Origin of the sequence: Rubripirellula reticaptiva (assembly GCF_007860175.1) — a bacterium.
Taxonomy (GTDB): Bacteria; Planctomycetota; Planctomycetia; order Pirellulales; family Pirellulaceae; genus Rubripirellula; species Rubripirellula reticaptiva.
Window position 1 is genome coordinate 355,123 of the sequence record NZ_SJPX01000002.1, and the last position, 25,445, is coordinate 380,567.

Here is a 25,445-nt window from a genome sequence, read left to right on the forward strand (position 1 = left end):
ATGCCGGATCCGTTCCGACCTCGGTGGGAACGGTTCCAGCCTACGAAGCTAAAACGTAAACTAAATTACCTGTAAAGATCCATGGCCAACGCTCGCGCCCTCGATAAACGCCGCAAATCAATTCGCAACATTCGCAAGATCACGCGGACGATGGAATTGATTGCGACGGCTCGTTACAAGAAAGCGATGGACCGCGCCGCGGCCGTAACGGCTTACACCGATCGTCTTTCGAAAATCGTCTCCAGCTTGGCCGAGGCAGGCACGGAAGTTCAGCACCCATTGTTGGAGAAACGCGAAAACCCGGAAGCAGTTCGTGTACTGGTTCTGTCAAGCAACCGAGGTCTTTGCGGCGGTTACAACGCAAGTGTTCTGCGAGCAACGATGCCACTGATTCGAGAACTAAAGGGCTCGATCGATAAGGTTGATGTCGACGTCAGCGGTAAGCGAGGCATCAACGGTCTCAAATTTCGCGGCGTAGCCACTGATCAAACTTATCTGCAATTCGAAGACCAACCGGCTTATGCCGAAGTTGAAAAAATTGCTGATCGTTACTTAGAACAATACATCGCTGGCGAAATCGATCGTTTGGATGTTGTTTACACCAAGTTCATCAGCACCAGCCGCCAAGTCGCAACCGTCCAAACCTTGCTGCCGCTCGGTTCGCTTTCGGACGACGATGACGAACGGGAAACCAGTGCCGGCGGACCATCGGTCGAGTACGAATTCTTGCCGTCCGCAGAAAGCATCCTCGAAGAAGTCGTACCAACCAGCTTCAAAGCCAAACTCTTCAAGTGCTTCTTGGATTCAGCAGTTAGCGAGCAAGTGGCTCGGATGATTGCGATGAAGGGAGCCACCGAGAGTGCTGGCGACATGATCAAGCAACTATCGATGACCTACAACCGTGCTCGCCAAAGTCAAATCACTGGCGAAATCATGGAAATCATCGGCGGCGTCGAAGCCTTGGAAGGCTAGATCGCTGAAAATCGACTGCGAGCCACACGTCACAATGGCCCGTCAACCAAAACCTAACACTCAATACCTAACCCCTAAAACCTGTTCTTCCCATGTCCACCGCAATTGAAACTGCCAATGGCCGCGTTACCCAGGTCATTGGGTCGACGTTCGACATCGAATTCCCCGAAGGCAAGTTGCCTCCGATCTACAACGCGGTCACGGTCACGTCGGAACACAAGGGTGTTTCGATTCGCTTGACCGGCGAAGTGCAACAGCACCTCGGTGGCGGACGCGTTCGGGCGATTGCTTTGGGTAGCACCGAAGGCATGATGCGAGGCATGGAAGTCATCGACACAGGCAAGCCTGTGACGGTTCCGGTTGGCCAAGCCACTCTCGGACGTGTTTTCAACGTGCTCGGCGAAACCATTGACGGCCGCGGCCCGGTCAACGCCGAAGATTATCGTCCGATTCACCGCCAAGCTCCCTCGGTCAACGAATTATCGACGAACACCGAAATTTTCGAAACCGGGATCAAGGTGGTCGACCTTCTAACCCCGTTCGTCCGCGGTGGTAAGGCCGGTCTATTTGGCGGTGCAGGACTGGGTAAGACCGTTATTTTGACGGAAATGATCGCGCGGATCGCTAGTGCTCACGGCGGTTACTCAGTTTTCGCAGGCGTCGGTGAACGAACTCGCGAAGGCACCGACCTGTGGCTTGAAATGCAAGAAGCCGTCATCGGTGACACCGGTCGCAAGGTCATTGAACAAACCTGCATGGTGTTCGGTCAAATGAACGAGCCACCAGGTTCGCGTCTTCGCGTTGCTTTGTCGGCTCTGACGATGGCCGAGTTCTTCCGTGATTCCACGGGTGCGGACACGTTGCTATTCGTTGACAATATTTTCCGTTTCTCGCAAGCTGGTTCGGAAGTATCGGCTCTGCTGGGCCGGATGCCTTCGGCCGTGGGTTACCAGCCAACGCTGGCCACCGAAATGGGTGCGTTGCAAGAACGAATCACATCGACCAAGAGCGGTGCGATCACATCGGTACAAGCCGTTTACGTTCCTGCCGACGATCCGACCGACCCTGCACCTGCGACGGCCTTTAGCCAATTGGATGCGTTTATCTACTTGGAACGATCGATTTCGGAAAAGGGAATTTACCCTGCCATCGATCCGTTGGCATCGAACTCGCGGATTTTGGACCCTCAGTACGTCGGCGAACGTCACTATGCGATCGCTCGCCGCGTGCAAACGATTCTGCAACGTTACCGCGAACTTCAAGACATCATCGCGATTCTTGGTGTTGACGAGTTAAGCGAAGAGGACAAGATGATCGTTCACCGCGCTCGCCGCATTGAACGATTCATGAGCCAGCCGTTCTTGGTCGCCGAAGTCTTCACCGGCAAGAAGGGTGAAATCACCTCATTGGCCGATACGATTCGCAGCTTCGAAGAAATCTGTGACGGCAAATGGGATCACCTTCGCGAACAAGCGTTCATGTACGTCGGTGCAATCGAGCAAGCCGAAGCACAAGACAAGAAAATGGCTGAGAAAGAAAAGGCTAAGTAATCATGGCATCTCTGCGATGCGTCGTTGTGACGCCCGAGAAAACCGAACTTGACCGCGAAGCCGACTACATCTCGTTGCCGATGGACGATGGTGACTTGGGTGTGCTGAAAGGCCGTGCCGCCATGATTGGCCGGCTCGGTTACGGCACACTGCGTTTGCAAACCGCGGCCGGACCGGAACGATATTATGTTGACGGTGGGTTCGCTCAAGTCGAAAACAATATCGTCAACATTTTGACTGGCCGTCTGATTCCTGTCGATTTGATCGATAGCGAAAAGGCCCGCGAAGAACTCAATGACGCTCGCGCGTTGCCTAGTTCAAAGCAAGAAGAAATGGCCATCAAGCAAGTTGCTATTCGCAAGGCACGCGGCAAAGTCCGAGCGTCAAGCTAAGACTTTTGGCAACGAGGCATTCACGCTGATTTGGGGCAGAACAATTCCTGGCCTACTTCAGCCCTGAACCGCTTGGTCGTTTGCTCAGTGCACCTCGCACGCCCAGCTCACGCGGGTCTCGGGCGATCTTGTCCGTAAAGACTCGCACATCGTCCATGATTGGGCGAATTCGAGCGGTTGCCATTTCGATATTTTCGACCGTGCGACGAACCTGATAGTACAGTTCGTCGTCCTCTAGCAACCGTTTGACGGTTCCGTTGCTGTTGTTGAGCGCTCCGGCAAAGACTTCGACTTGCGCCAGGGTTCGCTCAACCGAACCAAGTGTCAACAACACCTGCTCGGCCAATTCGTCGCCGCGTGCAGCAAATGGTTCGGTGAACTTTTCTAGGTTCGCAAACGTCTTCTCGGCATTGCCGATCACACCATTGGCACCATCGACGGTCTTCTTTGCCGATTCGACCGCGTCTTCGGCAATCGCACCAACCTTTTCGAATTGAACGCCGACTCGTTCGAAACTCTTGAACGTTTCTTGCGTCGCATCCAAGGTCTCGCGAGCCCCTCTCAACAAGACCGGCAATTCAGCAATCGACGCCTCTAGGTCAGCACGAGTCTTAGGATTTCCAATGATTGCCCGAGCATCGCGAATCGCGCCCTGAAACTCCTCAAGCGCCTCGACTGCTTCTTGCGAAACAGCGTCGATGCGTCCGTCAGTACCGCTGACGACTTGGCGAACTTCGATAGCCAATTGGTTGACGCTCTCACCCGCGTTCGAAATGGATTGAGCAGCCAGTTGGATCGCATCCACACTGGATTGAATCCCATTTTGCATGTCGAACATACTAGGCGTTTTGGATCCGTATTTTAGAAACTCATCGTCGGAAAACTCTGCGTTTAGCAACTTGGGATCTTTACGAATTTCTTCCGGCAAGATGCTTGAATCCGGGTTGGCTCGCACGAACTCGAGCTTCGAGTCGCCAGTAACCAAGTTGCCTGATCCAATTCGCGGCACGTAACGATGCGTTAAACGTTGGTCGGCGTCCATCGCAAGCGACACCAGCACGCCACCCTCTTCTTGCAGACGAATTTTCGAGACCCGGCCAATCTGCACTCCATCCCGATAAACGGCCGTATTAAGCCCAATGCCTTCGGCCGATTCGAACGCGACATTCAACGAGTACTCATTGTTGAACACGCTGGGAAAAGCGCCGAACAAGAACGTCAGGATGATGGCAGCACCGATCGATGAAATGACCAGCACGCCGACGCCGAATTTTAGTTTATTTTCGTCCATTATTCTTTGAAGCGTTAGTCTTCCAATCCTCGGGCCATTTCGCTGAGCCTTTCGCCGGCTTCGCCTCGAACGAATTGTCGGACACGATGGTCGACCGCATGCTCTAAGTCACTCGGCGAACCATCAAATAGGATTTGCGAGTCGTCTTCATTCAAACGACGGCGCGGATAAAACATCACGACTCGATCAGACACTTTTCGCGCGGTGTGCATGTCGTGAGTCACCACAACGCTAGTCACGGGATAACGACGACGCGTATCGAGAATCAATTCGTTGATCACGTCGCTCATAATCGGATCGAGTCCCGTGGTGGGCTCGTCATAGACAAGCAAGTCCGGACGCAGAATCAAGGCCCGCGCTAGGCCAACTCGTTTTCGCATCCCGCCCGACAATTCAGCTGGTCGTTTGCGAGTCACGTCGGATGGCAAACCGACTTCGGCCAAGTGCATCATTACCCGGTCACGAACATCAGGTTCAGTGACACTTGGATCGTTTTGCCGAAGTGGAAAGGCAACGTTGTCAAAGATCGACATGCTGTCAAACAAGGCCGCGTTTTGAAAGACGAACCCAATCCGTCGCCGGATATTGGACAATTCTTCACGACTGACGTTGGCAAGTGTTTGGCCGTCGAAGTCGACTGCTCCCATGGTTGGCGAGACCAGTCCGACCAGCGTTTTCATGAACACGGTCTTACCACATCCACTCTCGCCAATGATCGCGATCGTTTGACCACGTGCGATCGACAGAGTGATGTCTCGCAAAACCCAAGGGCCGCCAAACTGAACCGAAACCTCTCGCACCTCTAGCAAGTTTTCCGCGACCGCCGTGCCACCGACGGCGGATTCTTCGAAACCATCTTCATCGTAGGAAGGCGTATTCATAGGAATGATGCTCCCGACGGATAGATAGCAGAGTAAATCGAGTTCAGAACGATGGTCAAAAACAGGTCGACACTCAAAATCAGAACGAATGAATAGACGAACGCCGTCGTCGCTGCTTTACCCACTCCTTCGGCTCCGGGTTCGCAATTGAACCCGCGATAACACGACACGATCGCAATGATCCCGCCAAAGAAAATGCTCTTGAAGATTCCGCTGAACAGATCGAATCCCGCAACCCCATCGCGTGAATGATTCAAGTAAGCGGCGTGATCGATTCCCAAAATGATGACGCTGTAGAAATACCCGCCAACGATCCCCATGAAGTCGGCCATTACCGTCAATGCCGGAATCAACAGGATGCATGCCAAGAACCGAGGCACCACCAAGTAGTGAATCGGATCAGCACCCATGGTCGTCAGTGCGTCGATCTGCTCGGTCACTCGCATCGTCCCAAGAACCGCCGCCATCGCGCTGCCGACTCGGCCAGCCAGCATCGTGGCAGCCAAAACGGGACCAAGTTCTTTCACCAGCGAACTGTTGATGACCACACCCAACCGAGATTCTAAACCGATGGCGTGAAACTGAGCATAACTTTGGACGGCCAGCACCATTCCAATGAAGGTACCGGTTAGCGCCACCACTGGCAGGCTTAGCGCACCAACTTGGTAAAAGTTGATCATCAACGTGCCGCGCGACGGCAACCGCGTGAACATCCAACGCAGCATTTGCCACGTAAACAGGCTGAGGTCGCCGATCGAAACGATCGCGTCAACGACGGCTGAACCCCACTCTGTCACCCAACGACGAAGCGGTGACGCGGCGTCATGGCGGGGCAAACTGGAAATGGATGCAGCCGACTCAGACACGGGGTTTGACCTCAATACAGTTCAAGCGCACGGACACGATCGGTAACACTAACGATTGTATCGGTCGGCTAGACCTTGAGGATTAAGAAAGATTATCGGGCCGCGTCTAAGCAAACTGCAGGCGGGGGTCATCTAACCCCAGACGTTTCATTTTCTTGTAGAGCGTCGTTCGATTGATATCAAGCGTCTCGGCCGTCGCAGCACGATTCCAACCGTTGGATCGCAGCGATTGCAGAATGATTTGACGCTCGGGGCCTTCCAGGGCTTCTCGCAGCGTTTTGCCATTCACATCGCCCAAGCTAACTGCGCGGTTGCCAGAGGATGTCGTGGCCAATCCCGGTTCCACTCCCTTGCCGGTCAGTTCGGGCGGCAAGTCGTCAACCGTCAGGACAGGCCCACGGCCCAGCAAAACGGCACGCTCGACGACGTTTTCTAACTGACGAATGTTTCCCGGCCATGCGTAAGACTGCATCGCCTGGATCGCTTCAACGTTAAAGCACTCGACGTCACGGCCACACGTCTCGGCCGCTTCACGCAGGAAGTGATCGACCAGCAACGGCAGGTCACCAATCCGTTCACGCAGCGAGGGCAAAACGATGTTGACCACGTTGACGCGGTAGTACAAATCTTGGCGAAATCGGCCATCCTCGACTGCTTTGTCCAGGTTTTCGTTGGTCGCCAGGATGACTCGCGTGTCGACCGAGTGGGTTTCGACGCCGCCGAGCTGTTCGAACTTGAATTCTTGCAGGACGCGAAGCAACTTGACCTGCATCGCGGGCGTGGCAGTCGCAATTTCGTCAAGAAACAGCGTGCCGCCGTCGGCCAATTGAAACTTGCCGGCGCGGTCCGTATTGGCGCCGGTGTAAGCACCAGCAACGTGGCCGAACAGTTCGCTTTCCAACAGCGTATCAGGCAATGCTCCACAGGCGACTTCGACAAATGGGCCCGATCGACGCATGCTGCGAGCATGAATGGCCCGAGCAATCATGCTTTTGCCGGTTCCGTTTTCGCCGGTGATCAACACGGATGCGCGAGCATCGGCGATGGAATCGACGACGTCGAAAATCTTCAGCATTCGGTAGTCGTGGCTGAGCACGTTTTCCAAACCGCTGCGACGATCAAGTTGTTGACGCAGGTCTTCGTTTTGACGGGTGATTTCGCGTTGGCTGATGGCTCGTTCGATCGCCAACGTCAACTCGTCGTCGATCAATGGCTTGGTCAACAGATCGTAGGCGCCGGCGCGGACAGCTTCGACGGCCGTTTCGGGCGTTGCGTATCCGGTAATCACCAACACCGCAACGTCAGGGTGTTTCTTTTTTGCGTAGCCGATCAGATCGAAACCGTCTTCGCCGCCAAGCCGCAAATCCGTCATGACGAGGTCAAACGGACGTTTCGCCAGCGACGCCTTCGCTTCGGCAAGCGTCGCGACGGTCTCGACTTGATGCGAAAGTTCGCGTAACCACTGAGCCATGGATTCGGCGAGGTGGCGGTCGTCGTCGACCAACAATATGGAAGCAGAAGGTGTCATGAGGATTCCGAGTCGGCTCAAAAATGTCGAACAGTCGGATTGTTGAAAATCGACCACAGTTATTTAGGTCACATTTCGAACACCGTCAAAGTTTCCGCAGCCTGCAAAGCTCAAAACCCAGAAAACTGTCACCAAAACGACGACAAGTTGTTTCGCAGAATGGACTTACGTCGACGAACACCCGCTAGTAGAAAAGTCTTCACTAGTGAACAATCGTGAACAGCCTGATGTGTGCGGCTTCTCGCATTGGAAGGCCAGGAATGACCGAAGCACGGATGACTCTACGAGATAGGCATAGAACGGATGACGTTGAGAGTATTGATCGTTGACGACCACGAAGTTGCGCGTAACGGGATATCGGACCTGCTGCAGGCTCAAGGTTTCTCAGTCGTCGGATCGGTATCGAGCGGCGAAGAGGCGTTGGTCCACCTAGACGAAAACTCCAACGTTGATCTGGTGCTGCTGGACATTCAGATGCCGAAGCTCGACGGTCTCAATGTGCTGCAGAAAATGCAGAACAAACATGAATCCTTGAAAGTCGTCGTGATGAGCGCCTATGACAATCCGACCTACATCGCGCGAGCGGCGGCGCTCGGCGCGGTCGATTATCTACTCAAAGGCGTCTCGTTTCAGAAAATGCACGACGCGTTGTCCTGCGTCGCAAGCGGCCTGAGTCGGCCCAGCGAAAGTCGTCTGGAAAAGATTTCCAGCTTAATGCGGCAAGAAATCGATCCTAAAGACCTGCCGCCCGAACTACCGCTAACCGGACGCGAAGCTCAAGTGCTGCGTCACATGGCACTCGGGCTTAGCAACAAAGAGATTGCCAAATCACTTAGCATTAGCGTTGAAACGGCCAAAGAACATGTGCAAAACATTTTGCGAAAGGTAGGCGCCACTGATCGCACCGACGCAGCCGTCCGAGCGGTTAAGCTGGGACTTGCTGACTAGAAACTCACTGCAGCCTAGTCGCCCAAACGTCAATCACGCCTGAGCCTAAATTCAGCCCGAGCCCGAATGAAAATGCACGGTGACAATCTGAGCAGAAGCCTGCCAGACAGCGTCAGCGTCGAACTGACCGAAGCACTCGTGACCGGCAAGCACGTTCGAATCGAACGGATCGTTTCCCAGGGTCACCAAAGTCCTGATGGTTTCTGGTACGACCAATCCGACGACGAATGGGTGGCGGTAATTCAGGGCGAAGCGACCATCGAGTTTGACGACGAAACCGAAACCTCGCGACTTGGACCGGGCGACTGGATCAACATCCCCGCTCACAAACGCCACCGGGTTGCGTGGACCTCACCAAACGAACCCACGATCTGGTTGGCGGTCTTTTCGAGCCCCGACGTTTGATTTTTTCAAGCAGCCGTCAATGAACGGGCGGCGCGTGTGGAATGCCTTAGTTCATGATAACCTGGGATGGGACACAGTTCGTTACTTCGTTGCCTAGGTTTAAATCAGGATTCTTTGACGTCGATGCTGCTAGACACCATTCGTAGTGCCGCCGACGAAGACGGCTTCGTTCTATGTGGTGTCGCACCCGCGATCGAGTCAGCTGGCCAGTCTGATTTGATCCGCTGGATCGAAGCCGGGTATGCCGGCCAGATGCAGTACCTTGCCGACCGCATCGATGCCTACCAGCATCCCGCCGGCGTACTTGACGGTGCAAAATCGATCGTCGCGTTAGCTTTTCCCTACGCATCACGAAACCCCAGCAATCGTGATCAAGCCAACTCGCCACAGGGGCACCTTTCACAGGGACACGGCAAAGTCGCTCGCTACGCGTGGTCGGGCATCGACTACCACGACGTCATTCATCCAAAACTAAAACGGATCTGCCGAATCATCAACGAGGCGGTTCCCGGTGCGGCCGCGCGAGGCGTCGTCGATACGGCACCGATCTCGGAACGCGAGATCGCCCAGTTGGCAGGCTTGGGTTGGCGCGGAAAAAACACGTTACTAATCCACCCCGGACTAGGAAGCTATTTCTTTCTGGCCTGCGTTTTAACCGACGTCGACCTACCGCTTAGTGAACCATTTTCGGCGATGCACTGCGGCACATGCACGGCATGCCTAGACGCTTGCCCCACCGATGCGTTTGTCGATGCCGGGGTTCTGGATGCCAGCCGATGTATCAGCTACCTGACGATCGAACACCGTGGCCCGATTGATCCATCGCTTAGGCCTGGGATCGGCGACTGGGCCTTCGGCTGCGATGTCTGCCAAGAAGTTTGTCCGTGGAATCGAAAGCCGTCACGCCGCGATGAACGCTCGATCCAGCCGATCGAGTCGCTTGATTTGGGTGAACTGTTCTCGATCAGTGATACGGAGTTTCGGACCCGGTTTCGCAAGTCGCCAATGTGGCGAACCCGCCGTCGCGGAATGCTGCGGAACGCAGCGATCGTGCTGGGGAACCAAGCGGATCCGTCGGCGATCGAGCCGCTATTGATTGGATTGGCCGATGAAGATCCAATCATCCGCGGTGCTTCGGTCTGGGCCCTGGGAAAGATCGGAACCGAAGCGGCAATAGCGTCTCTGCGGAACTTGCGAAAAACCGAGACGGATTCCGACGTGACTGCTGAGCTCGATGGCGCGTTAATCTGATTTCGGTATCATTGGGGCCATGTCGCGTTACGAAAAAATCAAGCGTGTGTTCTCGCGAGTCGGTCAACCGGCGGCAAGCTACGCTGCGCCTCCGTCGGCCACGGATTCAATTCGTTCAAATTCAAAGAAGAGAGAACCGATCAAGCCACGCGATCCGGCGCTGCTCAGCAAACTTGCCGGCGAAGTTGCGCTGCGAACGTTTCCTCGCCAGGAAATTGATCGGATGCAACGCGAAATTTACGACCAAACGTTGCAACTCAGCCGCGACATCAACCGGCCCAACTTCACTCGGATCAGCCGCGACGATGTGATGCGAATGATTCGCATGTATGACGACCGTTTTTTCGACGGTAAAGTCCTCCCCATCGCGATGGCCGAAGGTTTAACCTTTGGCGTCTCGTCGCGAATGACTAGCGTCGCCGGAAAGATGGTCACTCACTACCCGAGCGGCAAACGAACCGGTCCGCGTAAATTCGAACTGATCCTGTCATCCACTCTGCTGTTCCAAACTTTCGAAGACGTCAATCGTCCAGTCGAAGTCACCGGACGGCAATGTCGTGATCGCTTGGAAGCGATGCAGCGAGTGACCGAACACGAGTTCACGCATCTGATCGAGATGTTGATTTGGAACGATGGAAATTGCAGCGAATCACGTTTTCAATCGATCGCGAATCGCTACTTCGCTCATACGGACTACCGTCATCAACTGATCACCCAGCGAGAACGCGCAGCGATCAAGTTTGACATCCGAGTTGGCGACAAAGTGAAGTTCAAGGCGGACGGAAAAGTGGTGATGGGCCGCGTCAACCGAATCACCCGACGAGCGACCGTGCTGGTCGCGGACCCCAAAGGCGAACCGTTCAGCGATGGCAAGCGATACACCAAATTCTATGTTCCGCTAGAACGACTCGCTAAAGCATAGCCAGGGCCATCAAGTACCGCCCGCCTGAACGCGTTGCTAGCAACAGACATCCTTTTCGGCTTGCCGCCGCAGGAGCTCGCCGATAGGCTGAAGACTCGGAACATGAAGTTTCACGAAAAGGTCCATGGAGGGCGAGCGCGTGTTGAAACGGCGATCGATTCGAACCAAGCTCATAATCGCGTTGACACTGCTGTCCGCGATCGTCTTGCTTCTCGCATTTAGCGGGTTCTGGGGCCTCAACCGATACCGACGATTGGCCGATGCCGTCAGTCAGCGGGCCGTTGAAATTCCGTTCATCAATGACTTGAATCGCTACGCTCTGTTCATGCGTGAGAGCAACGTACGGACCAGCGAAATCCGCACGCATGAGGGCATGATCCATTCGTCGCCCTTGGTGGATCCGCTGATCAATATCGAACAATTCGAACGCGACCAATTTGACCAGGCAAGCATCTCGTTCAACATCATTCTGCAGCGATACGCGGCATTCATCGAACCGCGAACCAAATCGACCGCGTTGCTGGTCAATCACGACCGGCAAAAACAAAGCATCAAAGATATGCAGGTGGCGTACGAGGCGCTCGAATCGTATCGCCGTGAACCACAAACGACCGAAACGTTTCGTCGCCCTGATCTCAGAGAACCGCTGGACAGGTTAGTCGATTTGACCGACGAGCACTTGACGATGATTCATGGCTCGATGGCCGACGTCAGCAACGATGTTCGCGGACAGTATCGTACCTGGATCGCGATTGCCTGGTTCTGCACGGTGATGGCGATCGTGATCATGGCGATTCTGCTGTGGTCGCTCAACTCACTCGTGGTCAAACCGTTCCGCACGTTGCTGGTGGGATCGCGGTTGGTTGCCGGCGGTGAGTTCAAACACCGCATCGATCTTGGCACCGGTGATGAACTAAGTGAACTCGCCGAATCGATGAACGAGATGACTGACCGTTTTCAAAAGGCATACGACACAGTTGAGTCTTGGTGCCAAAACCTCGACATGCAAGTTCGCGAACGCACTCGCGAAGTGATCCAAAACGAACAACTCGCCAGTGTCGGTTTTTTGGCGGCCGGCGTCGCTCACGAAATCAACAATCCGCTAGCCGCGATCGCGTGGAGTAGCGAGTCACTTCAATCTCGGGTTGCCGAGTTGGCGATGGTGCCAGCATCCGAACGATTGGTCGACGATGAACTGTACGAGTCACTCTCGACCAACCTGAAACGGATCGAAGACGAAGCGTATCGCTGCAAAGGCATCACCGAACGATTGCTCGACTTTAGCCGTTTGAACGAAGTGCGCCGTGCGCCAACCGACTTGTCTGAATTGATTCAAGACGTGGTCGCAATGGTCGGTACGGTTGGCAAGTTTCGCTGCAAAACGATTCGCACGCACACCAGCGGGAAAGTCGTTGCCGAGGTGAATCCGCAAGAGATTCGCCAAGTGGTCTTAAACCTAGTCACCAACGCGCTCGAAAGCGTCGACCACGACGGCGCCGTCGACGTGCATGTTCGTGGCGATGATCAATGGGCATCGATCATTGTCGAAGACAATGGTTGCGGAATGACCCAAGAAGTGATGCAGCACCTTTTCGAACCGTTCTTCACACGCCGGCGTGACGGAACGGGCACGGGACTCGGGCTCAGCATTACCTATCGAATCATTTCCCAGCACGGCGGATCCCTAGTTCCGCACAGTGACGGCGAAGGTCGCGGTTCCCGCATGGAATTGTCGCTACCCTACCAACCCAGCGACACTGACATCACCGGCAGCCACCGGATCCTGCAAGCTGCCTAAGAAACCGCGGATCAAACCAGTCCTGGACCTCAAGTTCCTGCGCATCCAACCAAACCTCATCGCTGCCAAAAACATGTCCAAAAGCAAATCCAACCAACCGCCGGCAATGCACATCCTGTTTGCCGACGACGAAAAGAACTTGCAAGAACTGATGCGACAAGAATTGCCTCGCATGGGTTACTCAGTCACTGTTTGCCCGGACGGCTTAACAGCAGTTGCGGCACTCGAAAAAGAATCGTTCGACTGCTTGTTGGTCGACCTCGACATGCCCGGAATGAACGGCATCGACGTGATCGGCAAGGCGCGCGAACTGCGTCCCGAAATCGAAGCGGTCGTGATGACGGGCAAACCCAGCCAAGAAACGGCGATCGCGGCGCTGCGTCATCAAGCATTCGATTACTTGACCAAGCCTTGCCGACTGGCCGACATTGCCGGCCTGTTGGGCCGAGTCAATGAACGACGCCAAAACAAAAAGCAACTGACCGCGCTGAACCTGCGTCTGCGCCACGCCGAAGGCGACTCGCAACTTGTCGGCAGCGGAAAAGCGATGGACGCGGTCCGTTCGCTGATCGCCAAAGTGTCACCGACCGACAGTTCTGTACTGATCCGCGGTGAAACGGGATGCGGCAAAGAACTAGTCGCCCGCGCCGTACACAACGCCAGCCAACGTGCCGACAAACCACTCGTCCCAGTCAACTGTGGCGCATTGCCAGAAAACCTGATCGAAAGCGAACTGTTTGGACACTGCCGCGGTGCGTTCACGGGTGCTGACTCGGCTCGTACCGGATTGTTCGAAGTTGCCGATGGCGGTACGATTTTCTTGGACGAGATCGGCGAACTGCCACTTTCGATGCAGGCAAAACTACTGCGAGTGCTCGAGACAGGCGACATCCGCCGGCTCGGCGACAACCAGACTGTCCACGTCGATGTGCGAGTCGTCTGCGCGACTCACCGAGACCTTGAAAAGATGGTCGAGGAAGGCACATTCCGCGAGGACTTGATGTTCCGAATCAACACGTTCGAAATCCATGTTCCGGCGCTGCGAGAACGTACCGAAGACATTCCTGTACTAGCACGGCACCTGCTGCGTCGCCATCGAACTGACGGATCCGACGACCAACTATTTTCGCCCGAGGCGCTCGAGCAGTTGCTGTCACATCGTTGGCCCGGCAACGTGCGCGAACTGGCCAACGTTATCGAACACGCCGCTATCCTATGCGACGCGATGCCAATCGGCGCCGAAGATCTGCCACGTCACTTCGGCAAACGCCAGTTGCGAAAAGAGATCCGCGACTCGGGACCAATGACACTGCGAGATCTTGAAATGCTGGCGATCGACAAAGCCATCGAGCGTAACGACGGCAATAAACCAGCCGCCGCCGAAGAGCTAGGTGTCAGCCTCAAGACGCTGTACAACAAATTGAATGCGGCCGAGGAAAAAAAGCTGGCCGGCTAGCATCCCATCACAACCTAAAGTCGGCGTAGCGAAACTCACAGCTGTCATGCAATTGTCGTCCGTGTCGGCTCAATTTTGGGTAGGGGATCTTGTTAAAGATTCTTGCACGACAGGATCTTTAACAAGATCCACGACCGTCTACCCGAAAACTAAGCTGACACGGAATACTAGCGTCTGGTACTGCGATGCTTAAGCACGCACAAGCTTGCGGAACGCTTCGTTCAATTTCGTTGTGATCGGGCCCGGCTTGCCGTCGCCGATGGTGCGTCCATCCAACTTGACTGCGGCGATCACTTCGGCCGCGCTGCCGGTCAAGAAACACTCATCCGCAATGAAGATGTCGTGACGCGTCATCGCACACTCGGACGTTTCAATCCCCGCCGCAACTGCCAGCTCGAGGACGGCATTACGTGTGATCCCTTCTAGGATTCCAGCGTCGATCGGTGGCGTCGATAGCTTGCCGTTCTTGACGATAAAAATATTGTCGCCGGTACACTCAGCCACTTCGCCCTTGATGTTCAACATCAACGCCTCGACACAGCCCGCTCGCAGGCCCTCCATCTTGGCCATGATGTTGTTCAAGTAGTTCAACGATTTGACTCGTGGACTCAGGGCCGCAGGGTGATTGCGAATCGTCGATGCCGTGACCAATTCCAAACCGTTGGTATACATCTCGTCCGGATACAACGAGATTTTATCGGCGATGATGATCACCTGCGGATCGCTGCACTTGTACGGGTCCAATCCCAGCGGACCGCTGCCACGGGTGACGATCAGCCGAATGTAACCGTCGTCCAAGCCGTTCTTCTTGACGCACTCATCCACGTCGGCCGCAAGCTGCTCGATCGTCATGCCAATCGGCAGCGCGATGGCGAGCGCCGATTCCCACAGCCGAATCAAGTGTTCCTGTAATCGGAAAACCTTGCCGCTATAGATCCGCATGCCTTCGAAGATCCCGTCGCCGTACAACAAACCGTGATCGTAAACGCTGACCTTGGCGTTCTCGCGCGAGAAGTATTCACCGTTGATATAGATCTGTTGGCTCATGGAAAACTAAAACGGGCAAGAGGAACGTGAATGCAAAAGAATCAATCAGTCGATGTCAGCGGCTGTGACAGCACTGACCACCGAAGCATCAAAATAGTTGATCGACATGCCGGCATCGACAACGATCGACTGGGCCGTGATGCCGCTGCTGCGCGGGCTTAGCAAAAAGACTGCTGTCGAAGCGACTTCATCGGTTTCGACCGCACGCCCGCGTGGAATCACTTTTTCGGCATACAAATAAGAGTCGACATAACCAGGGATTCCAGCCGACGCGCTGGTCTTCAACAACCCCGCAGCAACACTGTTAAACCGCACTTCGCTGAATCGACTGAACGACTTCGTTAAGAAAGCGAGTGACGATTCGAGGGCTGCCTTGATCGGCGCCATGAATCCGTAGCTCTCGCTGGCCATACGCGTTGTGCTGATGCCGATCGTGACCACGGATGCATCGCGATCAAAGATTTCTTTCAGTGAATTGCAAACCGTTGTCAACGAATACGCCGAGATATCGATCGCCTGCAAGAACTGAGTACGTGTGGTTTCGTGGAACGGACGGATGCCATCGGGATAGTCCGCGAACGCGATCGAATGAACCAGCCCGGCCAAACGAGTGCCGTCCGACGAAAGCGTCGTGGCTAACGCGTCGATTTCGGCTTGCTTTTCAACATCACAAATGATGATGCGCCGACCGGCAAGCAGCTTTTCCAAGCTGGCTTTTCGCGATTCGCTGCGGACACTGTAGATCACGTCGACACCGGTGCTTTCCAATATTTTGGCGATCCGGAAGGCGACACTCTTCTTGTTCGCGACGCCCATCACCAGAACCGTCTTGCCCGACAGACCCAAGAAATCAAAGGCAGGTTCACTTGGATTCACGATGCCGATCCTTCTGGTTTGGCGGCGGGACTGGACATGCTGCAGCAAAAATCCAACCGTGTGGCGAGCTTACCGCCGATGGTCAATTTGCCAGTCATGTAAAAAGCGTTGCTGACTTGCTCGTTCAGCTTGGCTTCGATTTCGACGGTGTCGCCCGGCCGAATCATTTTCTTGAACTTCACCGAGTCCATTCGAGTCGCCACAGGGACGGCATCGGCAACCACATCGCCGCCACGCCCGGCCAACAAGACGGCACCGGCTTGCAGGCAACATTCGCACTGAATCACGCCCGGAACAATGGGCGAGTCGGGAAAATGGCCCTGAAAGAAGAATTCATCCGCCCGAAAAGTCTTTCGGCATACGATCGAATCCTCGTTTTCCGAGACGATTTCGTCGACCAAAAGCATCGGGCCGCGATGCGGGATTCGTTGTTGGATTTCGTTGGCAGTCATGCCGATATGAGACGGCAAATTGGCACCACACGTCAAGCGGGCGCGGATCTGATACGTTGACGGTTTCCGGTGTAATCCAGCCCTTCTTTCCGCTCTTTTCGAACATGACGACCTACTACGCCAACGGCAGCGAAACCAACTCACTCACCAGCGACGATCTTCGCGATGCTCTGAAGGAAACGTTCGCCGCGATCGGGCCTCGCGAAAAGGTGCTTCTGTTGCCGCCCGACCAAACGCGTCTGTTCAGCCGTGCTGGCGAAATGACAGTGATGTGTCACGAACTGCTGGGTGACCGAGTCAAGGACATCATGCCTGCCCTGGGCACGCATGACGAAATGGAACCCGAGCAACTTGACCACATGTTCCCGGGCGTCCCGCATGAACTGTTTCGGCCCCATCGCTGGCGCGATGACGTGGTCACTCTGGGCGAAGTGCCTGCGTCGTACGTCAAGAAAGTGACCGGAGGCTTATACGACAATCCGTGGAAGGCGCAAGTCAACAAGATGCTGGTTCAAGGCGGACACGATCTGATCTTTTCACTCGGGCAAGTGGTTCCGCACGAAGTGATCGGGATGGCGAACTACAACAAGAACGTGTTTGTCGGAACCGGCGGTGTCGAAGGCATCAACGAGAGTCACTACCTAAGCGCAGTCTACGGAATCGAACAAACACTCGGTCAAGCCAATACACCGCTGCGCCAGATCCTCAATCACGCCCAGGATCAGTTCTGCAAGGACATGCCGCTGCTGTACGCGTTGACCGTGATCCAACAGATGCCCGACGGAACCTTGCACACGCGAGGCCTGTACATCGGCGACGATCATGACACGTTCTTTGCGGCTGCGGAGCTTGCCCGCAAAGTCAACATCACGCATCTCGACCGCGCGCCCAAACATGTGGTCGCCTACTTGGATCCGCAAGAGTTTTCGAGCACTTGGCTGGGCAACAAAGCGATCTACCGGACGCGGTTGGCGATTGCGACCGGCGGACGTTTGACCGTGCTGGGCCCGGCTGTCAAAAAGTTTGGCGAAGACAAATCAATCGACTTGTTGATTCGCAAGTACGGATACCGCACCAAAGAAGAAATCATTCAGCTATTTGCCGAGAACGAAGATTTGCGAGCCAACCCGTCGGCAGCGGCGCACTTGGTACACGGCTCACACGAAAACCGTTTCGAAGTCGTTTACGCCGCCGGGAAACTTTCCGCCGACGAAATTCGCGGCGTCAATTACACGCCCGGTGACGTCAACGAACTGATGAAACGCTACGACGTCACAAAGCTAGATGATGGCTTTCACCAGGACATCGACGGCTCTGAATTCTACTTCATTCGGAACCCAGCACTCGGGCTGTGGCAAGCGCCACTTTAGGCCAGCATCGAATCGCGACTCCAGCTTCGCACTCGCGGAAAATCATCCCTTACGAATTGCATGCAAGCACACAAGGCTCACGAAAACGCCCTTAAAGCAACCTCCGGGAAAAACACTAGCCAAAGCGGCGTTTCCGACCTAGAATGCATTGCACGCGGCAAGAGGCGATTCCGGCTCAGTTCCCGCTCTTCTTGCCCGCGCCACCATCGGCAACCCATCGTTTCCGAGGTGTCGTTTCTGGGTCCAGGCTGATTCCGAGCCGGCAGCCGTTCGAGGTAGAGGAGGTCCGTGATGGGTTTTCTTTTCCAAGGCGACACGACCGCCGCCGCGACAGGCGCCCCCGAGGGTCTTAGAAGCTACCGAGACCTGCCCGCATTTGGATTGCTCCAACACGCCGCCGAGCAAGTTCCCGATCGAGCCGCGGTGGTTTACGGCGATCAAGTTTGGAACTATCGCCAACTCAACCGCGATACCGTTCGAGTCGCTGCCATGCTGCAACGCCTTGGCGTCCGCCCGGGCGACCGAGTTGGACTGCTGCTGCCGAATGTTCCCGAATACGTGATTGTCGCGAACGCCATTTGGCGATGCGGTGGTATCGCCATCGCCATCAGTCCACTGATGGTGGCCGAAGAGATTGCTTCATTGCTGGCAAAAACAAGATGCCGATTGGTCGTTTCCCTCGACATGCTAAGCGACACCGTGACGGATTCGGACGTCAGTTTGTTACTGGTTTCGATTCGCCAGCACCTACCTTCGCTGCATCAACTGGGATATTTATGGGCCAGACGTACGCGCACCGGAAGTTGGACTTTACCGACGACAAAACGAGTGCATTGGTTCTGGGACGAGGTCGATGCCACGACAACGTCCTGGCAACCGATCTCGATCGATCCGACCAACGACCCTGCCTACATCTTGCCGACCGGCGGCACTACGGGCACGCCCAAAGCAGTCACGCTTAGCCATACCAATCTAGTCGCCAACGCGTGGCAACAATTTCAGTGGACGCGGCGTTCGTTCGCGAAAGAAACGATGCTGGCTGTCTTGCCGTTCTTCCACAGCTATGGCATGTCAGCCACGGTGATGGGCGGCGCCGCAACCGCGTCAACCTTGATCCTCCACCACCGTTTCAATACCCGACAAGTCATCGCACTTGTCGAACAACATCAACCGACGGTATTTCATACCGTGCCAGCAATGCTGGTCGCAATGAACGAACGCTTTCGAAAAGTGCCACCAACAGTCAAACGATTGAAGTGGGTGATATCGGGCGGCGCGTCGCTGGAACCATCCGTTGCATCGGAGTTCGCAGACCATACCGGCGCGCTGGTGGTCGAAGGTTATGGACTCAGCGAAGCTTCACCGGTGACTCACGTCGGGCATCTTTTCAAAGAGCCGAGATACGGCTTCATCGGTTTACCACTTCCGGAAACCGAGTGCCGGATTGTCGATTCCACAGACTCCACACGCGAAGTCCCCGCGGGCGAAACCGGCGAGTTGATCGTGCGGGGTCCTCAAGTGATGCTCGGCTATTGGGGCGACGACCGTGCCACTCGCACTGCGATTCATGATGGCTGGTTGCACACCGGTGACCTCGCGATCTGTGATCCGGATGGATATTACCGGATCGCGGGCCGCAAAAAAGACTTGATCATCACCTCGGGGTTCAACGTTTATCCGAGTGAAGTTGAAGACGCGATCCGGCAATTCTCAGGCGTCAGCGATGTCGCAGTGGTAGGCGTTGCGGATGATGCGCGAGGTGAAATCGTCAAAGCGTTTGTGGTGATGGATCCGTCGGCCTCTTGGAACGAAGCGGCGCTGGCCGGTCATTGCGCTGAACATCTGGCAAAGTACAAGCGACCGCGCCTATGGCATCGCTGCGAAACCGACCTGCCCCGCAACTTCCTAGGCAAAGTTCTTAGACGCGAACTTCGGGAGAACGAAAATGAATGACCTCGAACCCCTTGCCGTGATCGCTGCCGCACGGACTCCGTTTGCCAAAGCGTTTGGAACGTTCGCAGGTGTTTCAGCCGTCGAACTTGGCAGCATCGCGCTTCGCGACGCGATTAAGCGCAGCGGCATAAAATCCGATGCCGTTGATGAGGTTGTTTTCGGCAACGTCGCCGGACCGCCGGATGCCGCCAACATTGCTCGCGTCGTCGCGTTGTCGTCGGGAATTCCGAACGACCGGATAGCCCATACGGTTAATCGAAATTGTGCTTCGGGAATCGAATCTGTGATCGCTGCTTGGCACGCGCTCGCATCCGAACGAGCGACAATCATCGCCGCGGGCGGAACAGAATCGATGTCGCAAATCCCGTTCTTGGTGACTTCCGAAGCGGCCGCGATCTGGATGAAGTTGGCTCGTTCAAAATCGCTACGTGAAAAGCTAGCGACGTTATCTCGCTTTCGCCCAAAACACTTCAAACCGGTCGTGGGTGTTGAACTTGGACTGACCGATCCGGTGTCGGGCCTGAACATGGGTGAAACGGCTGAACTGTTGGCGAAAGAATTCGCAATCACGCGTGACGAGCAAGACCGCTTTGCGATGGAGAGCCATCAAAAGGCCGAATCCACTCAGAAGCAATGCTTCTTATCGGGCGAGATTGTTCCGGTCGATGTCCATGGGGAATCGTTCGAAAAAGACAATGCGATCCGCTACGGACAGTCGATGGCCTCGCTCGCCAAACTGCGTCCGATTTTTTATCGCAATGGAAGCGTGACGGCTGGTAACAGTTGCCCGCTTACCGACGGTGCCGCTGCGATGGTCTTGTCTCGCGCGAGTGAAACGGATCGATTCGACGTCGCGCCATTGGGATACATCACCGCCTACGCGATCGCCGGGTGCGACCCAAGGCGAATGGGTTTGGGGCCTGTTTATGCGATTGCCAAGCTGCTTCGTCAAACCGGACTGTCGATATCCGACTTTGACTTGATCGAAATCAACGAAGCCTTTGCCGCGCAAGTGATTGCATGCGAGCGGGCAATGGCGTCGCGATCATTTGCCAAAAAGGAGCTTGGCATGACGTCGGCTGTGGGGGAAATGGATCCAGCGAAACGAAACGTTCACGGCGGCGCGATAGCAATCGGACATCCGGTCGGCACAACAGGCACGCGTTTGATTCTGACAATGCTGCGTTCGCTTCGCGAATCAGGCGGTACACGCGGGTTGGTAACCCTGTGCGTCGGTGGAGGACAAGGAGTCGCAGTGGTAGTTGAAACTCATTCGGAGAAACGATCATGATCACGAAACCGTACCGAAACTTTTCCGTCTCGACCGACTATCACGGCGTCGTGACGGTTTCAATCGACGTCCCCGACCGTCCCATGAATGTGTTGACCGCGGAAGTGATGTCAGAATTCGTCACGATCGTTGGTGACCTCGAGCGGGCAATTGGCGTAACTGCCGTCGTCTTTCGGAGCGAGAAAGAGAGCGGATTTCTGGCTGGCGCCGACGTCGCTGTGATCGCTGGCATCAAGTCTCCTCAAGAAGCGAGCGAGTTGATCCAAGCGGGGCAACGCCTGTTCAACCGAATCGAATCGCTACCGATACCGACGATCGTTGCAATTCACGGACCCTGCCTAGGTGGTGGCTTGGAATGGTCGCTAGCCTGCGACTATCGAATCGCTCGCGACAACACATCAACGAAAATCGGTCTGCCGGAAATTCAGCTTGGACTGATTCCCGGATGGGGCGGAACTCAACGTTTACCGCGTCGCATCGGACTCAGCCGCGCTTTGCCGTTGATCTTAACCGGCAAACATTTGAACGCTTCCGCAGCCATCAAGGTTGGCTTGGTCGACCGTGCCATCTCACCCGACCATTGGGACCACGGTGTGGCACAATTTGTTGACGATGTCGTCGCCGGACGCGTCACCGCTGGTCATTCAGCGCCGCTTTGGCGACGATTGCTTGATGGCACTCGCATCGGTCGTGCACTGACCGTACGAATGTCCAAACGCGCGATTCGGACGAAGTCAAAACACTATCCAGCGTTGGAATCTGCGATTGGGGCGGCTTCCGTCGCGTGCAAGCCTAATTACGACGGATACGGGTTAGAAGAATCTGAATTCCTGTCGTTGTTATTTACGCCAACGTGCCGGAATCTCTTAGGACTCTATTTCGCTCGCGAACGCGCCAGAAAACCATCGACCTGGTCACGATCTGCGGGCACGGCATTGCACCACGAACCGATTCGGAAGGTTGGCATTGTCGGTGCGGGAGCCATGGGTGCTGGTATCGGACAACTTGCCGCCACACGCGGCTACGACGTCATGATAAAAGAAATTGATGACAAATCATGCCGGGCTGGTTCCGCTCGCATCAATACGTTGATTCATGATCTGGCCACACGAAAACGATGGGGATCGTTCGAACGAGACCTGCTTCGTGCAAAGATCCAGATCAGTACCGAACTATCTTCGCTTGAAGACTGCGACCTTGTGATCGAGGCCGTGGTTGAACGAGCCGATGCCAAAGCGAACGTGTTCGCACAGCTTGACTCGGTCGCCAAACCCACTGCGATCCTTGCAAGCAACACGTCCTCGCTATCGATCACCGCGATGGGCGACGCCACCCATCGTTCGCATCACGTTGCGGGTCTTCACTTTTTCAATCCAGTCCATCGGATGGAACTGGTCGAAGTCATCCGCGGACGCGACACCGACGACGAAACGATGGCAAGACTGGTCCAATTCGTCAAAGCGATGGGAAAGACACCAGTCGTCACGACGGATACGCCTGGTTTCCTAGTCAACCGCGTGTTGTTCCCGTATCTGGGCGAAGCAATCACGATGGTTGGCGAACGACACGACACTGCAGAAATCGATCGCGAAATCCGTCGATTCGGAATGCCGATGGGGCCACTTGAGTTGCTGGACCAAGTTGGTATCGACGTAGCAGCTGATGTGGCGGAGTCGCTTCGTGGCGTGATCGAAAACGCTGATCCGGCCATCAATCAACTCAAGCGAATGGTCCAACATGGAATGCTAGGTCGAAAGTCCGGGGAAGGTTTCTATCGCTACGTCGACGAGAAACGCCAAGGTGCCACGATGATGAAAAACAAAAGCACCGAAAATCAATCGAACTCCAGCGTTGGAATGATCAATGACGGCCTGACACCGATCACACGTCGGTTGATCTATCCGATGTTGATCGAAGCGGTTCGCTGTCACCAACAACACGTGGTTTCCGAAGCCTGGGCGATCGATCTGGCCATGGTATTAGGGACCGGTTTTGCACCCCATCGTGGCGGACCGATGAAGATGATTGAAACGATTGGCCTTGAAACCGTCGCGGAAAACACTCGCCGATTGGCCCGCATTCATGGCAGTCGATTCAGCGCCGCTTGTTTTGAAGAAGCTGCAATCGATCAGCCGGGTCAGACCGGCGATCAACCTTCGATCGGGATGCAGCCACAAATTTAACTTTTACCGTCGATTCGCACCGCCAACACGTCGCAACAGTCAAGTCACTCTCTCTAAATTTTGGAGTCAGATCATGAGCGTTGACATTCGTAACACAAAAAACGAAACCACCGACAAGGCGCCGACTCAAACAGGATCCTCATTCGCCGAAATCGCGCTGCGACTTGGCGGAGCGTCGGACGACGAAGCGAGACGAACGGGCGTGCTAGACACCGCTGACGATCAGGTCGAAGGCCTGTTTGCGCCTCAATATCAAACCACCAGCAGCCCGGCACACCGCGCCGTTTGGGACCGTCACGTTGCGACGGAACTTTTCCGAAGCCATCTAGCCCTGCCAAGGCCAGACGTCCGCACCGTTATTTCCCGATCACTTGCAATCGTTCGCACTCACCGAGACGGAAACACACTCCTCGACGAGCATGGGAAGATTTCCGACGAAGTTCTCAGCAAACTAGGCGGTGCCGGTTACTGGGGAATGCTTGTTGACCGAGAGTTTGGTGGTCACGGTGCAACGATGCAGGAATTTGCCAAAATGATCACTTCGATGGCGACAATTGACCCGACCGTTGCCGGATTGGCCTCGGTACATGGCTGCATCGGTGCCGTCGACCCAGTACGTTCGTTTGGAACGGATCTTCAAAAGGCCCAGTTCTTACCAAAGCTCGCCAATGGAACTGCTCTATCCGCGTTTGCGTTGACTGAACCTGGTGCCGGAAGCGATTTAACCGCGTTAAAAACCACCGCGGTTTTGGATGGCGATCACTACGTCGTCAATGGCGAAAAGCTGTTCATCACCAACGCGATTCCCGGCCGAACGATTGGCTTGGTTTGCAAAATCGACGGCGTGCCTAGCGTCTTGGTGGTCGACTTGCCCGAGCAAGAAGACGAGACCTTTCGGGTCAACCGATACAAGATCTACGCACTCGCTCGTGCTCACAACAACGGTTTGACATTCAAGGATTTCCGTGTCCCGGCGGCCAATCGCTTGGTCCCCGCATATGGCGATGGTTTGACGATTGCGTACCACGGCTTGAATCTCGGGCGAGTTTCCTTGTGCGCCAATGCGGCTGGCACGATGCGATGGATGTTGGCGGAAATGTTACCCTGGGCAGACTATCGCGAAACCTATGGTCAAGCGATTGGACGACGCGAACTGGTGCAGCGACGAATCGGCCGAATGGCTGGACTGATTGTCGCTTGCGACGCACTGACCCAGTGGTGTGCTGGATTGCTTGACCAAGGATACCGCGGCGAAATGGAGTGCATCATTGCGAAAATCTTCGGCAGCGAGGCTCAAAAAGAAGCCGCAATTGAATTGTTCATGAAAACACATGGTGGTCGATCGTTTTTGGCCGGCCACTTGTTTGGCGACAATGTTCATGAGTTTCTAGCGCCGTGCATTTACGAGGGCGAAGGAGAAATGCTAGGCATGGCGTTCTTCAAGTCGCTTGTTAAAGATCACGGCAAGCGATTCTTTGAACCCATTGGTCGCGTGCTCAACGAGCGCAAGATCAAGAAACCCAATTTGGCAAATCCGGCCCATTTGTGGGCCCTTCGCGGACCGATGATCGGATACGCGAAATGGTACGGGAAACGCACTGTGGTCGGTTCCACTTGGACGCCGCTACCAACGATGCAGACCGAACTACGATCCCATGCCAGATTTGCTCAAAGGGTCCTCTCGGGCAGCGCTTTCGAAATCAGCGGCACGATGCGAGCACATCAACTGAAACTAGCTGATCGCCAATGCCGCATGTCGGCGCTATCGTTGAAGATGCAGGATGCGATCGCGATCCTAGTCACCAGTCTCTACGGCGCAAACTCGAGCGACCCGATCACACAATCCGCCGCCAACGTGGTCTGTGGCGAACTGCGACGAAAGATCACGCTCCAGCCGACATCCGATGCCGATTTCCGAACAGTCACCGAGCTTGGCGGTCGCATTGCCACGGAAGGTTGGACAGAACTTCGCGACGTCACATCCGGTGAAATCATGATGCCCTACAAATGATC

21 protein-coding genes are annotated in these 25,445 nt (G+C 55.2%); 14 read left to right on the forward strand and 7 right to left on the reverse strand.

Features of this window, described 5'->3' with window-relative positions; all coding sequences use genetic code 11:
* Window positions 1-81 precede the first annotated feature (81 nt).
* The 3 genes from atpG (at window position 82) to atpC (ending at window position 2,914) form a co-directional block, all read left to right on the forward strand.
* Entirely contained in the window at window positions 82-972 is an 891-nt protein-coding gene (gene atpG, locus Poly59_RS07560) for an ATP synthase F1 subunit gamma (RefSeq protein WP_146533499.1), read from the forward strand.
* A gap of 92 nt (window positions 973-1,064) precedes the next feature.
* Window positions 1,065-2,522, forward strand: coding sequence for a F0F1 ATP synthase subunit beta (gene atpD, locus Poly59_RS07565; protein ID WP_146533500.1), 1,458 nt, complete (start codon window positions 1,065-1,067; stop codon window positions 2,520-2,522).
* A gap of 2 nt (window positions 2,523-2,524) precedes the next feature.
* Complete coding sequence (gene atpC / locus Poly59_RS07570; RefSeq protein WP_146533501.1) at window positions 2,525-2,914, forward strand: ATP synthase F1 subunit epsilon; 390 nt, start codon at window positions 2,525-2,527, stop codon at window positions 2,912-2,914.
* A 52-nt stretch (window positions 2,915-2,966) separates the two neighbouring features.
* On the opposite strand, the gene Poly59_RS07575 is transcribed toward atpC, so the two are convergent.
* The 4 genes from Poly59_RS07575 to Poly59_RS07590 form a co-directional block, all read right to left on the reverse strand.
* On the reverse strand, window positions 2,967-4,205 hold the full coding sequence (locus tag Poly59_RS07575; protein ID WP_146533502.1) for an MlaD family protein: 1,239 nt from the start codon (window positions 4,203-4,205) through the stop codon (window positions 2,967-2,969).
* Window positions 4,206-4,219: 14 nt separating this feature from the next.
* On the reverse strand, window positions 4,220-5,086 hold the full coding sequence (locus Poly59_RS07580) for an ABC transporter ATP-binding protein (protein WP_146533503.1): 867 nt from the start codon (window positions 5,084-5,086) through the stop codon (window positions 4,220-4,222).
* A complete protein-coding gene (locus Poly59_RS07585) occupies window positions 5,083-5,952 on the reverse strand; it encodes an MlaE family ABC transporter permease (protein ID WP_390621443.1) in 870 nt (289 codons plus the stop codon). The genes Poly59_RS07580 and Poly59_RS07585 overlap by 4 nt, the downstream gene beginning before the upstream one ends.
* Window positions 5,953-6,058: 106 nt before the next feature.
* Window positions 6,059-7,480, reverse strand: a complete 1,422-nt coding sequence (locus Poly59_RS07590; protein WP_146533505.1) for a sigma-54-dependent transcriptional regulator — start codon at window positions 7,478-7,480, stop codon at window positions 6,059-6,061.
* A gap of 303 nt (window positions 7,481-7,783) precedes the next feature.
* Between Poly59_RS07590 and Poly59_RS07595 the strand changes: the two genes are divergently transcribed.
* From Poly59_RS07595 to Poly59_RS07620, 6 genes are all read left to right on the forward strand, one after another.
* Window positions 7,784-8,428, forward strand: coding sequence for a response regulator (locus Poly59_RS07595; RefSeq protein ID WP_146533506.1), 645 nt, complete (start codon window positions 7,784-7,786; stop codon window positions 8,426-8,428).
* Between the two features lie 66 nt (window positions 8,429-8,494).
* Window positions 8,495-8,833, forward strand: a complete 339-nt coding sequence (locus Poly59_RS07600; RefSeq protein WP_246151473.1) for a cupin domain-containing protein — start codon at window positions 8,495-8,497, stop codon at window positions 8,831-8,833.
* Window positions 8,834-8,956: 123 nt separating this feature from the next.
* Window positions 8,957-10,084, forward strand: a complete 1,128-nt coding sequence (gene queG, locus Poly59_RS07605; RefSeq protein ID WP_246151474.1) for a tRNA epoxyqueuosine(34) reductase QueG — start codon at window positions 8,957-8,959, stop codon at window positions 10,082-10,084.
* Window positions 10,085-10,103: 19 nt separating this feature from the next.
* Window positions 10,104-11,006, forward strand: coding sequence for a hypothetical protein (locus Poly59_RS07610; protein ID WP_246151475.1), 903 nt, complete (start codon window positions 10,104-10,106; stop codon window positions 11,004-11,006).
* Window positions 11,007-11,187: 181 nt separating this feature from the next.
* Window positions 11,188-12,804: a sensor histidine kinase gene (locus Poly59_RS07615; protein ID WP_186776084.1), complete on the forward strand. Its 1,617-nt coding sequence runs from the start codon at window positions 11,188-11,190 to the stop codon at window positions 12,802-12,804.
* 106 nt (window positions 12,805-12,910) lie between these two features.
* Window positions 12,911-14,260 carry a sigma-54-dependent transcriptional regulator gene (locus Poly59_RS07620; protein WP_146534393.1) on the forward strand — a complete coding sequence of 450 codons (1,350 nt, stop codon included), beginning with the start codon at window positions 12,911-12,913 and terminating at the stop codon, window positions 14,258-14,260.
* 189 nt (window positions 14,261-14,449) lie between these two features.
* Here the strand turns inward: Poly59_RS07620 and ilvE are convergent, their stop codons facing one another.
* Genes ilvE through Poly59_RS07635 form a run of 3 tightly spaced genes read right to left on the reverse strand, consistent with a single transcriptional unit; the run spans window position 14,450 to window position 16,635 of the window.
* Window positions 14,450-15,307 (reverse strand): branched-chain-amino-acid transaminase, encoded by an 858-nt coding sequence (gene ilvE, locus Poly59_RS07625; RefSeq protein WP_146533509.1) that lies wholly within the window; start codon window positions 15,305-15,307, stop codon window positions 14,450-14,452.
* A gap of 45 nt (window positions 15,308-15,352) precedes the next feature.
* Complete coding sequence (locus Poly59_RS07630) at window positions 15,353-16,183, reverse strand: SDR family oxidoreductase (RefSeq protein WP_390621444.1); 831 nt, start codon at window positions 16,181-16,183, stop codon at window positions 15,353-15,355.
* The gene (locus Poly59_RS07635; protein WP_146533510.1) at window positions 16,180-16,635 is read right to left on the reverse strand and encodes a 3-hydroxyacyl-ACP dehydratase FabZ family protein; all 456 of its coding nucleotides are present in this window, start codon (window positions 16,633-16,635) and stop codon (window positions 16,180-16,182) included. Before Poly59_RS07635 ends, Poly59_RS07630 begins: the two co-directional genes overlap by 4 nt.
* Before the next feature lie 104 nt (window positions 16,636-16,739).
* Between Poly59_RS07635 and Poly59_RS07640 the strand changes: the two genes are divergently transcribed.
* The 5 genes from Poly59_RS07640 to Poly59_RS07660 all read left to right on the forward strand — a co-directional run bounded on the left by Poly59_RS07640 (window position 16,740) and on the right by Poly59_RS07660 (window position 25,443).
* Window positions 16,740-18,005 (forward strand): lactate racemase domain-containing protein, encoded by a 1,266-nt coding sequence (locus tag Poly59_RS07640; RefSeq protein WP_146533511.1) that lies wholly within the window; start codon window positions 16,740-16,742, stop codon window positions 18,003-18,005.
* Between the two features lie 291 nt (window positions 18,006-18,296).
* Entirely contained in the window at window positions 18,297-19,958 is a 1,662-nt protein-coding gene (locus Poly59_RS07645) for an AMP-binding protein (RefSeq protein WP_146533512.1), read from the forward strand.
* A complete protein-coding gene (locus Poly59_RS07650) occupies window positions 19,951-21,249 on the forward strand; it encodes a thiolase family protein (RefSeq protein ID WP_146533513.1) in 1,299 nt (432 codons plus the stop codon). The genes Poly59_RS07645 and Poly59_RS07650 overlap by 8 nt, the downstream gene beginning before the upstream one ends.
* Entirely contained in the window at window positions 21,246-23,432 is a 2,187-nt protein-coding gene (locus Poly59_RS07655; protein WP_146533514.1) for a 3-hydroxyacyl-CoA dehydrogenase NAD-binding domain-containing protein, read from the forward strand. The genes Poly59_RS07650 and Poly59_RS07655 overlap by 4 nt, the downstream gene beginning before the upstream one ends.
* 73 nt (window positions 23,433-23,505) lie before the next feature.
* Window positions 23,506-25,443, forward strand: coding sequence for an acyl-CoA dehydrogenase family protein (locus Poly59_RS07660; protein WP_146533515.1), 1,938 nt, complete (start codon window positions 23,506-23,508; stop codon window positions 25,441-25,443).
* Window positions 25,444-25,445 lie beyond the last annotated feature (2 nt).